This is a genomic window from Enterobacter sp. BWH52 (genome assembly GCF_001037565.1).
GTDB lineage: Bacteria > Pseudomonadota > Gammaproteobacteria > Enterobacterales > Enterobacteriaceae > Enterobacter > Enterobacter hormaechei_C.
This window is the reverse complement of sequence record NZ_KQ089854.1, coordinates 2,504,243-2,519,378: the sequence shown is the minus strand read 5'-3', so window position 1 is coordinate 2,519,378 and position 15,136 is coordinate 2,504,243. Positions and strand designations below refer to the sequence as shown.

The 15,136-nt window shown below is 50.6% G+C and carries 12 protein-coding genes; 10 read left to right on the top strand and 2 right to left on the bottom strand.

Features of this window, described 5'->3' with window-relative positions; all coding sequences use genetic code 11:
* The first annotated feature begins 10 nt into the window (after positions 1 to 10).
* The 3 genes from rssA to galU all read left to right on the top strand — a co-directional run bounded on the left by rssA (position 11) and on the right by galU (position 3,121).
* Entirely contained in the window at positions 11 to 913 is a 903-nt protein-coding gene (rssA, locus tag SK47_RS11880; RefSeq protein WP_045333132.1) for a patatin-like phospholipase RssA, read from the top strand.
* Between the two features lie 89 nt (positions 914 to 1,002).
* Positions 1,003 to 2,016, top strand: a complete 1,014-nt coding sequence (rssB, locus tag SK47_RS11875; protein ID WP_003856721.1) for a two-component system response regulator RssB — start codon at positions 1,003 to 1,005, stop codon at positions 2,014 to 2,016.
* A gap of 199 nt (positions 2,017 to 2,215) precedes the next feature.
* Positions 2,216 to 3,121 carry a UTP--glucose-1-phosphate uridylyltransferase GalU gene (galU, locus tag SK47_RS11870; protein ID WP_003856723.1) on the top strand — a complete coding sequence of 302 codons (906 nt, stop codon included), beginning with the start codon at positions 2,216 to 2,218 and terminating at the stop codon, positions 3,119 to 3,121.
* A 202-nt stretch (positions 3,122 to 3,323) separates the two neighbouring features.
* On the opposite strand, the gene hns is transcribed toward galU, so the two are convergent.
* A complete protein-coding gene (hns, locus tag SK47_RS11865) occupies positions 3,324 to 3,737 on the bottom strand; it encodes a histone-like nucleoid-structuring protein H-NS (RefSeq protein ID WP_003856724.1) in 414 nt (137 codons plus the stop codon).
* Between the two features lie 550 nt (positions 3,738 to 4,287).
* On the opposite strand from hns, the gene tdk reads away from it, so the two are divergent.
* Entirely contained in the window at positions 4,288 to 4,902 is a 615-nt protein-coding gene (gene tdk, locus SK47_RS11860; RefSeq protein WP_032610234.1) for a thymidine kinase, read from the top strand.
* A gap of 69 nt (positions 4,903 to 4,971) precedes the next feature.
* On the opposite strand, the gene adhE is transcribed toward tdk, so the two are convergent.
* Positions 4,972 to 7,647 (bottom strand): bifunctional acetaldehyde-CoA/alcohol dehydrogenase, encoded by a 2,676-nt coding sequence (adhE, locus tag SK47_RS11855; RefSeq protein WP_048244308.1) that lies wholly within the window; start codon positions 7,645 to 7,647, stop codon positions 4,972 to 4,974.
* Positions 7,648 to 8,127: 480 nt separating this feature from the next.
* Here adhE and SK47_RS11850 point away from each other — a divergent pair, with 480 nt between their 5' ends.
* The 6 genes from SK47_RS11850 to oppF all read left to right on the top strand — a co-directional run bounded on the left by SK47_RS11850 (position 8,128) and on the right by oppF (position 15,126).
* The gene (locus SK47_RS11850; protein ID WP_017384236.1) at positions 8,128 to 8,775 is read left to right on the top strand and encodes a YchE family NAAT transporter; all 648 of its coding nucleotides are present in this window, start codon (positions 8,128 to 8,130) and stop codon (positions 8,773 to 8,775) included.
* Positions 8,776 to 9,544: 769 nt separating this feature from the next.
* A complete protein-coding gene (gene oppA, locus SK47_RS11840) occupies positions 9,545 to 11,176 on the top strand; it encodes an oligopeptide ABC transporter substrate-binding protein OppA (protein WP_003856736.1) in 1,632 nt (543 codons plus the stop codon).
* An 82-nt stretch (positions 11,177 to 11,258) separates the two neighbouring features.
* Positions 11,259 to 12,179, top strand: a complete 921-nt coding sequence (oppB, locus tag SK47_RS11835; protein WP_022651360.1) for an oligopeptide ABC transporter permease OppB — start codon at positions 11,259 to 11,261, stop codon at positions 12,177 to 12,179.
* Between the two features lie 12 nt (positions 12,180 to 12,191).
* Positions 12,192 to 13,100, top strand: coding sequence for an oligopeptide ABC transporter permease OppC (oppC, locus tag SK47_RS11830; RefSeq protein ID WP_003856740.1), 909 nt, complete (start codon positions 12,192 to 12,194; stop codon positions 13,098 to 13,100).
* Positions 13,101 to 13,111: 11 nt separating this feature from the next.
* The gene (locus SK47_RS11825) at positions 13,112 to 14,125 is read left to right on the top strand and encodes an ABC transporter ATP-binding protein (protein WP_003856742.1); all 1,014 of its coding nucleotides are present in this window, start codon (positions 13,112 to 13,114) and stop codon (positions 14,123 to 14,125) included.
* Complete coding sequence (gene oppF, locus SK47_RS11820; protein WP_003856743.1) at positions 14,122 to 15,126, top strand: murein tripeptide/oligopeptide ABC transporter ATP-binding protein OppF; 1,005 nt, start codon at positions 14,122 to 14,124, stop codon at positions 15,124 to 15,126. Before SK47_RS11825 ends, oppF begins: the two co-directional genes overlap by 4 nt.
* Positions 15,127 to 15,136: the final 10 nt, after the last annotated feature.

Sequence of the window (15,136 nt, the reverse complement as noted above, 5' to 3'; positions counted from 1 at the left end):
AACAGGGCTAATGAGAAAGGTAAAAATTGGACTGGCGTTGGGCTCAGGTGCAGCCCGGGGTTGGTCACATATTGGCGTTATCAATACCTTAAACCAGATGGGGATTGACGTTGATATTGTCGCAGGATGTTCTATCGGGTCGCTGGTCGGATCCGCGTACGCCTGCGGTAAGCTCCCGGAGCTTGAAAGCTGGGTGCGCTCCTTCAGTTACTGGGATGTGCTGCGCCTGATGGATCTCTCCTGGCAGCGTGGCGGCCTGTTGCGCGGCGAACGCGTTTTCAATCAGTTTCGCAAGATAATGCCCCTCGCTGACTTCAGCCACTGCCAAATGCCTTTCGGGGCCGTTGCAACCAACCTCAGTACGGGCAGGGAGTTATGGCTCACCGAAGGGGATATTCATCTCGCCGTTCGTGCATCCTGTAGTATGCCTGGATTAATGGCGCCTGTGCCTCACAATGGCTACTGGCTCGTTGACGGTGGCGTAGTGAATCCTGTCCCTGTCTCTCTGACGCGCGCCATGGGGGCGGATATCGTCATTGCCGTGGATTTACAGCACGACGCTCACCTTATGCAGCAGGATTTGATGCCGGTTAATCTTCAGAGCGATGACACGGAAGAGGAGAAACTTGCCTGGCATGCTCGATTACGCGGCAGAATAGGGCGCCTGGCTGCCCGTCGCGCGGTGACCGCACCGAACGCCATTGAAATCATGACGACCTCTATTCAAATTCTTGAGAATCGCCTGAAGCGAAACCGTATGGCTGGCGATCCTCCGGATATTCTTATTCAACCCTATTGTCCACAAATCTCTACCCTTGATTTCCACCGGGCTGAGGCCGCCATAGCAGCGGGCTCGTTAGCCGTCGAAAAGAAAATAGATGAACTGTTGCCTTTTGTGCGTACAGCACGTTGAGCACTTTTTTGATTACTTCAGCAAAATCTGACAGGCGATAGTACCAATAGCATGCCACTATTGAGTAACTGTCAGCCAGGGGAGGAACCATGACACAGCCATTGGCCGGAAAACATATTTTGATAGTAGAAGACGAGCCCGTTTTCCGATCGCTACTGGATTCGTGGTTATCCTCACTGGGTGCAACCACGTCCCTTGCCGAAGATGGCGTCGAGGCACTGGAAAAAATGGCCAGCATGGCGCCGGATCTGATGATCTGCGATCTCGAGATGCCGCGCATGGACGGATTAATGCTGGTAGAAAACCTGCGTAATGAAGGTTATCAGACACCGATACTGGTGATCTCGGCCACCGAAAATATGGCGGATATTGCTAAGGCGTTGCGTTTAGGAGTGCAGGATATCCTGCTCAAACCGGTTAAAGATTTAAACCGTCTGCGCGAAACGGTGTTGGCCTGCCTGTATCCCAATATGTTTAATTCCCGGGTGGAAGAAGAAGAACGTCTTTTCCAGGACTGGGATGCTTTAGTCAGTAATCCTCTCGCGGCCGCGAAGCTGCTTCAGGAACTTCAGCCGCCGGTGCAGCAAAATATCTCTCATTGCAGAGTAAATTATCGCCAGCTGGTAGCGGCTGACCAGCCTGGACTGGTGCTGGATATTGCGCCGCTCTCGGATTCCGACCTCGCTTTTTATTGCCTGGATGTTACCCGAGCGGGAGATAACGGCGTTCTGGCGGCCTTATTACTCCGGGCGCTGTTTAATGGATTGCTACAGGAACAATTATCCCATCAGGGGCAACGACTTCCTGAGTTAGGCAGTTTACTAAAACAGGTCAACCAACTTTTTCGCCAGGCCAATTTACCGGGGCAGTTCCCGCTTCTGGTTGGCTATTATCACAGCGGGTTGAATAACCTTATTCTGGTGTCTGCGGGATTAAATGCCACACTGAATACTGGCGAACACCATATTCAGGTGAGTAACGGCGTGCCGTTGGGTACGCTGGGAAATACTTACCTTAATCAAATTAGCCATCGCTGCACCTCCTGGCAGTGCCAAATTTGGGGTGCCGGAGGGCGGTTACGCTTAATGTTGTCCACGGAGTAAGCAGTCAGATTTTATTTTTCAGATTGCTTTACCTGTGTTTTTGCTGGCAGTGCTACTATCGCTGCAAGTTTCATGCGTATTTGTCTTAATTGATCGGCAACGCGTTCTTTTCAGACCCGTATTAGTGGATGAGACTGTATACTCAACGCGTTATTCAATGCATAAAAGTTCAAAACTTGAACAGTTCAGGAGAATTTCAATGGCTGCCCTTAATTCGAAAGTCAGAAAGGCCGTTATCCCGGTGGCGGGATTGGGTACCAGGATGTTGCCAGCGACGAAGGCAATCCCAAAAGAGATGCTGCCTCTGGTTGATAAGCCATTAATCCAGTATGTCGTGAATGAATGTATTGCAGCAGGTATCACCGAAATTGTGCTGGTGACGCATTCATCTAAAAACTCTATCGAAAACCATTTCGATACCAGTTTCGAACTCGAAGCAATGCTGGAAAAACGCGTTAAGCGCCAGCTGCTGGAGGAAGTGCAGTCTATTTGTCCTCCACACGTTACCATTATGCAGGTTCGTCAGGGCCTGGCGAAGGGCCTGGGGCATGCAGTATTATGTGCACACCCGGTAGTGGGTGATGAGCCGGTCGCGGTTATTCTGCCTGATGTGATCCTTGATGAGTACGAGTCCGATCTTTCCCAGGAAAACCTGGCGGAAATGATTAAACGCTTCGACGAAACCGGCAGCAGCCAGATTATGGTTGAGCCAGTCGACGACGTGACCGCTTACGGCGTGGTTGACTGCAAAGGCGTTGACCTGCAACCTGGCGAAAGCGTACCGATGGTTGGCGTTGTTGAAAAACCTAAAGCGGACGTCGCGCCGTCTAACCTTGCTGTCGTTGGTCGTTACGTACTGAGCGCTGAAATTTGGGCGCTGCTGGCGAAAACGCCTCCGGGTGCGGGCGATGAAATCCAGCTGACGGATGCTATCGATATGCTGATCGAGAAAGAGACCGTGGAAGCCTACCATATGAAAGGTAAGAGCCATGACTGCGGGAATAAGCTCGGTTATATGCAGGCATTCGTCGAATATGGTATTCGCCATAACAGCCTGGGTGAAGAATTTAAAGCCTGGCTCAAAGGTAGCGTGGGTATAAAGTAATAAACTCACCAGCCTGTGAACAAGACCGGTGTGGCGTCGCCCACCGGTTTTTTTATGCCTGTCACTCTGTAATTGGCGGGGGATTGTCAAGGACGTTAAATACGGAGCCTCACAATATGACAGAATGTAAGGAGATGTTCGGGCGAATATTACAGGCATAAAAAATCCCGCATTAAGCGGGATTTTTCAGAATCTTTCCAGATTAATCCTTGATCAGGAAGTCATCCAGTTGTTTACCTTGTTCGTCCATTGCTTTCTTGATTACAGCAGGAGTACGGCCCTGGCCAGTCCAGGTTTTCTCTTCGCCGTTCTCATCGATGTAGCTATATTTAGCAGGACGTGCCGCGCGTTTTGCTTTGGTACCGGTTTTAGCCGCAGCCATGCTGTTCAGCAATTCGTTTGGATCGATACCATCGGCAATCAGCATTTCGCGATACTGTTGCAGTTTACGTGTACGTTCTTCGATTTCAGCCGCAGCTGCGCTTTCTTCTTCACGACGTTCGTTAACTACAACTTCTAATTTTTCGAGCATTTCTTCAAGCGTCTCAAGGGTACATTCTCTTGCCTGCGCACGAAGAGTACGGATGTTGTTCAGAATTTTAAGTGCTTCGCTCATTGTAGTAATCTCAAACTTATAATGGGGGTGGGTTTGTTGTCCTAATAATAGAGCCTTAATTTCACTTGTGCAATAGGTGGGAATGTAAGGAATTCAAAAAATACAAAATAAACGACGCTATTATTAATTACGCTAACTTAAATTTCATTGTTTGTTGGGGCTGCGAGATATCGTTTCAAACGGCAAAAGCGAGTCATTTGCATGTTTGTTTTGTGACTTTTACCTCAGGAATTATAGTTGCGGTTGATAAATATCAGCCTTTTGTATTACCCCGTGTAAACGCAGCGAAGCCAGGAATAGTTAATAAATAGTGAATTTTAATGAACGAAGAAGACACTATAAAAAGAAGTGTTATCTCTGGTTGCGGTCTCACCTTATTGTCAGTGTTTAATGCCTTTACTGCCTGTTTTAACGCATTATTTTGCGCTACTCGCGAAGGATTTACCGGTGCATGGCAGGTTGGAGTGTGCTGCTCGCCGCAGCTGACGGTACAAAATATGGTACAATGATCCATCGGGAATATTTCACATTGATTAGGGTTCTTCGGCCAATGGCACAACTTTATTTCTACTATTCGGCAATGAATGCAGGGAAATCGACGGCGTTACTGCAATCCTCATACAATTATCAGGAGCGGGGGATGCGTACCGTTGTTTATACCGCCGAAATCGACGATCGCTTTGGGGCAGGGAAGGTAAGCTCAAGAATAGGGCTTTCATCGCCTGCAAGGCTGTTTAACCCTCAAACGGACCTGCTGGAGGACATTCGTGTCGAGCATGCCTCTAAGCCTGTCCATTGCGTGCTGGTAGATGAAAGCCAGTTCCTGACCCGTGAGCAGGTCCATGCGCTTTCAGAGGTCGTTGATGAGCTGGATATTCCCGTTCTTTGCTATGGATTACGTACCGATTTTCGTGGGGAGTTATTTGCCGGCAGCCAGTATCTGCTCGCCTGGTCGGATAAGCTGGTTGAGCTGAAAACAATCTGCTTTTGTGGCCGCAAGGCAAGTATGGTTCTTCGCCTGGACCAGTCGGGTAAACCCTATGCTGATGGCGAGCAGGTGGTGATAGGAGGCAATGAACGTTATGTCTCGGTCTGCCGCAAGCATTATAAAGAGGCGCTGGCTGTAGGCTCGCTGACGGCGTTACAGGGCGACAATCGAAAATAACAAGAATGTTTTACCGATCCTCAGATATAAAAAAACCCGCTGCTGGCGGGTTTTTTATCACACTGTCAACTAAGCGTTTTTCTTCGCTTTCTTGTCAGCCTTTACAACTGCGGGGATTTCAACTTTTACGGCTGCGACATCGCTTTCAGTGAAGTTACGACCGTAATAAGTATCCAGCAGGATCTGTTTCAGTTCGGAAATCAGTGGGTAGCGCGGGTTAGCACCAGTACACTGGTCATCGAATGCATCTTCAGACAGCTTATCTACGTGAGCGAGGAAGTCAGCTTCCTGAACGCCTGCTTCGCGGATAGATTTAGGAATACCCAGTTCCGCCTTCAGACTTTCCAGCCATGCCAGCAGTTTTTCGATCTTCGCGGCAGTACGGTCGCCCGGTGCGCTCAGACCCAGGTGATCGGCGATTTCAGCATAACGACGGCGCGCCTGTGGACGGTCGTACTGGCTGAATGCAGTTTGCTTGGTTGGGTTGTCGTTATAGCGGATAACGTTGCTGATCAACAGGGCGTTCGCCAGACCGTGAGGAATGTGGAACTGTGAACCCAGCTTGTGCGCCATAGAGTGACAGACACCCAGGAAGGCGTTAGCAAACGCGATGCCCGCGATTGTTGCCGCACTGTGTACACGTTCACGCGCAACAGGGTTTTTCGAACCTTCGTTGTAAGAAGCTGGCAGGTTTTCTTTCAGAAGTTTCAGCGCCTGCAAAGCCTGACCGTCAGAGAACTCAGAAGCCAGTACGGAAACGTAAGCTTCCAGAGCGTGAGTTACCGCATCCAGACCACCGAACGCACACAGTGATTTCGGCATTTCCATGACCAGGTTGGCGTCAACGATAGCCATATCTGGCGTCAGTGCGTAGTCAGCCAGCGGGTATTTCTGACCGGTTGCGTCATCAGTCACAACGGCAAATGGAGTCACTTCTGAACCAGTACCGGAAGTAGTGGTGACGGCGATCATTTTCGCTTTCACGCCCATTTTCGGGAACTTGTAGATACGTTTACGGATATCCATAAAGCGCAGCGCCAGTTCTTCGAAGTGAGTTTCCGGATGCTCGTACATCACCCACATAATTTTCGCGGCGTCCATTGGGGAACCGCCACCCAGTGCGATGATCACATCAGGTTTGAAGGAGTTCGCCAGTTCAGCGCCTTTACGTACAACGCTCAGGGTTGGGTCAGCTTCAACTTCAAAGAAGACTTCAGTTTCCACACCAGCCGCTTTCAGAACAGAGGTGATCTGGTCTGCATAGCCATTGTTGAACAGGAAACGGTCAGTCACGATGAGCGCACGTTTGTGGCCATCAGTAATCACTTCATCCAGCGCGATTGGCAGAGAGCCGCGGCGGAAGTAGATAGATTTCGGAAGTTTGTGCCACAACATGTTTTCAGCTCGCTTAGCAACGGTTTTCTTGTTGATCAGGTGTTTTGGACCAACGTTTTCAGAGATGGAGTTACCACCCCAGGAACCACAACCCAGAGTCAGGGAAGGTGCGAGTTTGAAGTTGTACAGATCACCGATACCACCCTGAGAAGCAGGGGTGTTGATCAGGATACGTGCCGTCTTCATCTTCTGACCGAAGTAAGCAACACGCTCAGGCTGGTTATCCTGATCGGTGTACAGGCAAGAGGTGTGGCCGATACCGCCCATTGCCACCAGTTTCTCTGCTTTTTCTACCGCGTCATCAAAATCTTTCGCACGGTACATTGCCAGCGTTGGGGAGAGTTTCTCGTGAGCAAACGGCTCACTTTCATCAACGACTTTCACTTCACCAATCAGAATCTTGGTGGTAGCAGGGACGCTAAAGCCAGCGAGTTCAGCAATTTTATACGCTGGCTGACCTACGATAGCTGCGTTCAGTGCACCATTTTTCAGAATCACGTCCTGAACGGCTTTCAGTTCTTTACCTTGCAACAGGTAGCCGCCGTGGCTGGCGAAACGTTCACGAACGGCGTCGTATACCGAATCAACCACGACAACAGACTGTTCAGATGCGCAGATAACGCCGTTATCGAAGGTTTTAGACATCAGCACAGAAGCAACTGCACGCTTGATATCTGCCGTTTCGTCGATCACAACAGGGGTATTACCTGCGCCTACGCCGATGGCTGGTTTACCGGAGCTGTATGCTGCTTTAACCATACCAGGACCACCGGTTGCCAGAATCAGGTTAATGTCCGGGTGATGCATCAGAGCGTTGGACAGTTCAACAGAAGGTTGGTCGATCCAGCCGATGAGATCTTTTGGCGCACCCGCAGCAATGGCTGCCTGAAGCACGATATCTGCTGCTTTGTTGGTGGCGTCCTTCGCACGTGGATGCGGAGAGAAAATGATTGCGTTACGTGTCTTCAGACTGATGAGAGATTTGAAGATGGCGGTAGAGGTTGGGTTAGTGGTTGGAACGATACCGCAAATGATGCCGATCGGTTCTGCGATGGTGATGGTGCCGAAAGTATCGTCTTCTGACAGCACACCGCAGGTTTTCTCATCTTTATAGGCGTTGTAGATATACTCTGAAGCAAAGTGGTTTTTGATCACCTTATCTTCAACGATACCCATGCCGGATTCGGCAACGGCCATTTTAGCGAGAGGGATTCGAGCATCAGCAGCAGCCAGAGCGGCCGCGCGGAAGATTTTATCAACCTGTTCTTGGGTGAAATTGGCATATTCACGCTGGGCTTTTTTTACGCGCTCGACGAGGGCGTTCAGTTCAGCGATATTGGTAACAGCCATAATGCTCTCCTGATAATGTTTAAACTCTTTTAGTAAACCAGCGCTCGATACGTCTGACAGTATAGTCAGAGCCGATCCCACTTGCGTAACACACAGTAAAACAAAGGATTACTCACTGCTCCAGCTCACTAATTTACTAAAAGAGCCTTACCTTAGCATCATACCTTTTTGATAGGTGATCTCCCTGGCGGCGTAACCAAGATTACTCACTTCTGAGTACGAAAATTATGATCGAGATCAATTTTGTCCTAAGCTGATACCTTTCAGCAGGGTTATTTTGTGCTAATTATTCTACTGTTAAATAATTAAGTAACTATTGGAAGCGGCGATATCATTGATTACACAAATGTTTAACATCATGAATTGATAACGTTTAAGAACAGATTTCTGGTGAAGTGTGCGGCTAAAAAGCGTATCTTCAGCGCGGATTTATCATGACATGCAGTTTCTCCCTGGACATGCTCAATTGCGGAGCTTAATGTGATTCAAACGCTCTTTGATTTCCCTACATATTTCAAGTTTTTTATCGGCTTGTTTGCTCTGGTTAACCCGGTAGGGATCATCCCTGTCTTCATCAGTATGACCAGCTATCAGACGGCTGCGGCACGAAATAAAACCAACCTGACGGCAAACCTGTCGGTGGCGATCATCCTACTTACGTCTCTTTATCTCGGGGACGCCATTCTTCAGGTCTTCGGCATCTCGATTGATTCGTTCCGTATAGCAGGCGGGATCCTGGTGGTGACGATTGCCATGTCGATGATCAGCGGCAAGCTGGGGGAGGATAAACAGAACAAACAGGAAAAATCAGAGACAGCTATCCGCGAGAGCATTGGGGTTGTGCCACTGGCACTGCCGCTGATGGCGGGCCCGGGGGCGATCAGTTCCACCATTGTCTGGGGAACGCGCTACCACAGCCTGATGCACCTGATTGGCTTTTCCGTCGCCATTGCGCTGTTCGCGCTGTGCTGCTGGGGCGTATTTCGTATGGCGCCATGGCTGGTTCGCTTGCTGGGACAAACGGGCATCAACGTGATTACCCGTATCATGGGTCTGTTGTTAATGGCGTTGGGCATCGAATTTATCGTTACCGGTATAAAAAGTATTTTCCCCGGGTTAGTACACTGAATTTCATTTGAAAGAGCGGAGCCAGCGGCTCCGTTTTTTTTACGTGATTATCTGCAAATCATATAAATAAAGTTGAAATAGGCGCCAGTCATAATAAGTTCTACTAATAACCCTCTTTTGTTGTTTTTCAAGAGGTTGTTTATTTTCATTTCCCCTTGCCGCGCATAAATCCCTCAAACCATCTGTTATTTTACTCACATGATACTCTGGGGCTTGCTGACAGATAACCGAAATGATATTAGTAATTTCGATGCTGACTCAGACGAATGTGCTAAATAATAATCAATTGTTAAATTATCGTGAAAATTCGTTCAACTAAGCCATGTCGTCGCGTTTGGAGCAACAAAATTTCTTATCTGTATGAATTATATCTCTTTTTGTTGATTTCGGCGTAAGCCAGGGTTAGCGCCTTAGTTATGCCAGCCATCGTAAAAGAGAAATGCTTAACAAATTTGCAAAATGTATTGGCGAGAGTTGGCACCATTTGGTACTTTCCGGCCTTATATTTTGCAGCATTAAACAAGTTGATGAGAACTATTTTCATATAGCCCTCACGTAAGATATCCAATGCATCTCTCTGACAGGGGAAAGGTGTAAAGAATCGACGCAAGACCGCCGTACGAGCGGTCAGTAATAATGAAGTCGGTGATAGCAAGAAGTAAAAAAGAACCTGACAGTAGCAAAAAAAACTCCTGCGCTGTACAGGCCCCAACAGGGGATTACACAACTGGCGAAGGCCAGTCATTATAATGAGTGGAGTATCAACACAATGTCCATCATCACAAAAAAAAGTCTGGTAGCGGCGGGGATTTTAACTGCGCTAATCGCGGGCAACGCTGCAATGGCTGCGGACGTTCCTGCTGGTGTTCAGCTGGCTGAGAAGCAAACGCTGGTACGTAATAACGGTGCGGAAGTGCAGTCTCTTGATCCGCACAAAATTGAAGGTGTTCCAGAGTCTAACGTTAACCGCGATCTGTTTGAAGGTCTGCTGGTGACTGACGTAGACGGCCACCCGGCTCCGGGCGTGGCGGAAAAATGGGACAACAAAGATTTTAAAGTCTGGACCTTCCATCTGCGTAAAGATGCCAAATGGTCCGACGGTACGCCGGTTACCGCCGAAGATTTCGTCTATAGCTGGCAGCGTCTGGCGGATCCAAATACCGCCTCCCCGTATGCGAGTTACCTCCAGTATGGCCATATTGCCAATATCGATGACATCATCACGGGTAAAAAGCCAGTAACCGACCTGGGCGTAAAAGCCATCGATGCCAATACCTTTGAAGTGACGTTGAGCGAACCTGTTCCGTACTTCTATAAGCTGCTGGTTCACCCGTCCGTCTCCCCGGTACCAAAATCCGCGGTGGAAAAATTTGGTGAAAAATGGACGCAGCCTGCGAATATCGTGACCAACGGTGCATATAAGCTGAAGGACTGGGTCGTTAACGAACGTATGGTGCTGGAGCGCAACCCGCAGTATTGGGATAATGCGAAGACCGTTATCAATCAGGTCACCTACCTGCCAATCTCTTCTGAAGTGACGGACGTAAACCGCTACCGCAGTGGTGAAATCGACATGACCTATAACAACATGCCGATTGAACTGTTCCAGAAGCTGAAAAAAGAGATCCCGAAAGAAGTTCACGTCGATCCGTATCTGTGCACCTACTATTACGAAATTAACAACCAGAAAGCACCGTTCACCGACGTACGTGTTCGTACCGCACTGAAGCTGGCTCTGGATCGCGACATTATCGTGAATAAAGTGAAGAATCAGGGCGACCTGCCAGCTTACAGCTACACCCCGCCTTACACCGACGGTATGAAGCTGGTTGAACCTGAATGGTTCAAATGGTCCCAGGAAAAACGTAACGAAGAAGCGAAAAAACTGCTGGCTGAAGCTGGCTATACCGCCGACAAGCCGCTGACCTTTAGCCTGCTGTACAACACCTCTGATCTGCATAAAAAACTGGCTATTGCCGTCGCGTCTATCTGGAAGAAAAACCTCGGCGTGAACGTGAAGCTGGAAAACCAGGAATGGAAGACCTTCCTCGATACGCGCCACCAGGGAACCTTTGACGTGGCACGTGCAGGATGGTGTGCGGACTATAACGAACCGACCTCATTCCTGAACACCATGCTGAGCGACAGTTCGAACAACACCGCACACTATAAGAGCCCGGCGTTTGATAAGCTGATTGGCGAAACCCTGAAGGTGGCAGATGACGCCCAGCGCGCCGATCTGTACGCGAAATCAGAACAACAGCTCGATAAAGACTCTGCGATCGTTCCGGTTTACTACTACGTTAACGCCCGCCTGGTGAAACCATGGGTAGGGGGTTATACCGGTAAAGACCCGTTGGATAATATTTCCGTTAAGAATCTTTATATTATCAAGCATTAATGGCAATACGTGGGGCGAGCGAGCTTGCCCCACTGTGTCTATTTTGTAACATTCATCAGGCACACGCCAGAAGGTACGGGCAATGTTGAAATTTATCCTGCGTCGCTGTCTTGAAGCGATTCCAACGTTATTTATTCTAATTACAATTTCCTTCTTCATGATGCGTCTTGCACCGGGCAGTCCTTTTACCGGTGAACGCACGCTTCCGCCAGAAGTTATGGCCAACATCGAAGCGAAATACCATTTAAACGATCCTATCACCACGCAGTACTTCAACTATCTGAAGCAGCTTGCACACGGTGATTTTGGTCCGTCATTTAAATATAAAGACTATTCCGTTAACGACCTGGTGGCGTCCAGCTTCCCGGTATCGGCTAAATTAGGAGCTGCTGCATTTATCCTGGCCGTTGTTCTCGGTGTCACTGCGGGCGTTATCGCCGCGCTTAAACAAAATACCCGATGGGATTACGCCGTAATGGGGGTCGCAATGACCGGGGTGGTTATCCCCAGCTTCGTTGTTGCGCCGTTGCTGGTCATGATATTCGCCATAACCCTGAAATGGCTTCCCGGAGGCGGCTGGAACGGCGGGGCGCTGAAGTTCATGATATTGCCGATGGTGGCATTATCTCTGGCCTACATCGCCAGTATCGCCCGTATTACCCGCGGTTCAATGATTGAAGTCCTGCATTCGAACTTCATCCGTACCGCCCGTGCGAAAGGGCTGCCGATGCGCCGGATTATTTTCCGTCATGCCCTCAAGCCTTCACTGTTACCGGTACTCTCCTATATGGGGCCTGCTTTCGTCGGCATTATCACCGGTTCAATGGTGATTGAAACCATTTATGGCCTGCCGGGCATCGGGCAGCTGTTTGTTAACGGGGCGCTTAACCGTGACTATTCGCTGGTGCTGAGCCTGACGATCCTCGTGGGCGCGCTGACCATTCTGTTTAATGCCGTTGTCGATGTGCTGTATGCCGTTATCGACCCTAAAATCCGTTACTAACTGGAGCACGCCATGATGTTGAGTAAGAAAAACAGCGAGGCGCTGGAAAACTTCAGTGAAAAGCTGGAGGTTGAAGGTCGTAGCCTTTGGCAGGACGCCCGCCGTCGTTTTATGCATAACCGCGCCGCCGTTGCCAGCCTGGTCGTGCTGGTGCTTATTGCGCTGTTTGTCACCCTGGCGCCAATGCTCTCTCAGTTCACCTATTTCGATACGGACTGGGGCATGATGTCCAGCGCGCCGGATATGGAATCCGGGCACTATTTCGGTACCGACTCTTCCGGGCGTGATTTGCTGGTGCGAGTGGCGATTGGCGGCCGTATCTCCCTGATGGTTGGCATCGCGGCGGCGCTGGTGGCGGTGATCGTCGGCACGCTTTACGGTTCGCTTTCCGGATACCTCGGCGGGAAAGTAGACTCCGTGATGATGCGTCTGCTAGAAATCCTGAACTCCTTCCCGTTCATGTTCTTCGTCATTCTGCTGGTGACCTTCTTTGGTCAAAATATCTTGCTGATCTTCGTGGCGATCGGGATGGTGTCCTGGCTGGATATGGCGCGTATTGTGCGCGGCCAGACGCTGAGCCTCAAACGTAAGGAGTTTATCGAAGCCGCACAGGTTGGTGGCGTTTCTACCGCCAATATTGTGGTGCGTCATATCGTTCCTAACGTGCTGGGCGTGGTGGTGGTATACGCCTCCCTGTTGGTGCCAAGTATGATCCTGTTTGAATCTTTCCTGAGCTTCCTGGGATTAGGTACGCAAGAGCCGCTGAGTAGCTGGGGCGCTCTGTTAAGTGATGGCGCAAACTCCATGGAAGTGTCACCGTGGTTACTGCTGTATCCGGCGGGCTTCCTGGTCGTCACCCTGTTCTGTTTCAACTTTATCGGCGATGGCCTGCGTGATGCCCTCGACCCGAAAGACCGTTAAGGAGCGCCGTCATGACTATTATTGAAACGGCAACCGCGCCACAGGCGCAACAGCGGACCAGCGCACTGCTGGACGTTAAAGACCTCCGCGTGACGTTTAAAACCCCCGACGGTGATGTTACTGCCGTTAACGATCTCAACTTCGACCTGCGTGCCGGTGAAACGCTGGGCATTGTGGGCGAATCCGGTTCCGGTAAATCCCAGACCGCATTCGCGCTGATGGGCCTGCTGGCGTCAAACGGCGTGATCGGTGGTTCGGCGACGTTTAACGGAAAAGAGATCCTGAATTTGCCGGAACATGAGCTGAATAAGCTGCGCGCGGAGCAGATTTCAATGATTTTCCAGGACCCGATGACGTCCCTGAACCCCTATATGCGTGTGGGCGAACAGCTGATGGAAGTGCTGATGCTCCACAAGGGGCTGGGTAAAGCCGAAGCGTTTGAAGAGTCCGTCAAAATGCTGGATGCGGTGAAAATGCCTGAGGCACGTAAGCGCATGCGCATGTATCCGCACGAGTTTTCCGGCGGTATGCGCCAGCGCGTCATGATCGCGATGGCATTGCTTTGCCGGCCAAAACTGCTGATCGCTGATGAACCGACCACCGCCCTGGACGTGACCGTTCAGGCGCAGATCATGACGTTGCTGAACGAGCTGAAGCGCGAGTTCAACACCGCCATCATCATGATCACCCACGATTTAGGCGTCGTTGCCGGGATCTGCGACAAAGTGTTAGTCATGTATGCAGGCCGCACGATGGAATACGGTAATGCCCGCGATGTGTTCTACCAGCCAGCCCATCCGTACTCTATCGGGCTGCTGAATGCCGTTCCGCGTCTTGATGCGGAAGGGGAGTCGCTGCTGACTATCCCGGGTAACCCGCCAAACCTGCTGCGCCTGCCAAAAGGCTGCCCGTTCCAGCCGCGTTGTCCGCATGCGATGGAAATCTGTAACAGCGCACCGCCGCTGGAAGCGTTTGTCCCAGGCCGTCTGCGCGCCTGCTTTAAGCCGCTGGAGGAGCTGGTATGAACGCAATCGACGAAAAAAGAAATGTGCTGCTCGAAATCGCTGACCTGAAGGTCCATTTCGATATCAAAGACGGTAAACAGTGGTTCTGGCAGCCTGCCAAAACCCTGAAAGCGGTGGATGGCGTCACGCTACGCCTGTACGAAGGGGAGACCCTGGGCGTGGTGGGTGAATCTGGCTGCGGCAAATCGACATTTGCGCGTGCGATCATCGGCCTGGTGAAAGCCACCGACGGGAAAGTGGCCTGGCTTGGCAAAGATCTGCTGGGGATGAAGCCGGATGAATGGCGCGACGTGCGCAGCGACATCCAGATGATTTTCCAGGATCCGCTGGCATCCCTGAACCCGCGTATGACCATTGGCGAAATCATTGCCGAGCCGCTGCGCACCTATCATCCGAAGATGCCGCGCCAGGAAGTTCGCGATCGGGTGAAAGCGATGATGCTCAAGGTGGGTCTGTTGCCTAACCTCATCAACCGCTACCCACATGAGTTTTCCGGCGGTCAGTGCCAGCGTATCGGTATCGCACGCGCGTTGATCCTTGAACCAAAACTGATTATCTGTGACGAGCCGGTTTCGGCGCTGGACGTCTCCATCCAGGCCCAGGTGGTTAACCTGCTACAGAAACTGCAACGGGAAATGGGGCTGTCGCTGATCTTCATCGCCCACGATCTGGCGGTGGTAAAACACATTTCGGACCGTGTGCTGGTCATGTATCTGGGCCACGCCGTGGAGCTGGGCACGTATGATGAGGTGTACCATAATCCTCTGCACCCTTATACCAAAGCGCTGATGTCTGCGGTTCCCGTTCCGGACCCCGATCTGGAAAAAAATAAAACCATTCAGCTTCTGGAAGGTGAACTGCCTTCGCCAATCAACCCGCCTTCAGGCTGCGTATTCCGTACTCGATGCCCAATAGCCGGGCCGGAATGTGCAAAAACACGGCCGGTTCTGGAGGGCAGTTTCCGACATGCGGTTTCCTGCCTGAAAGTAGACCCGTTATAATCGCAAGGGC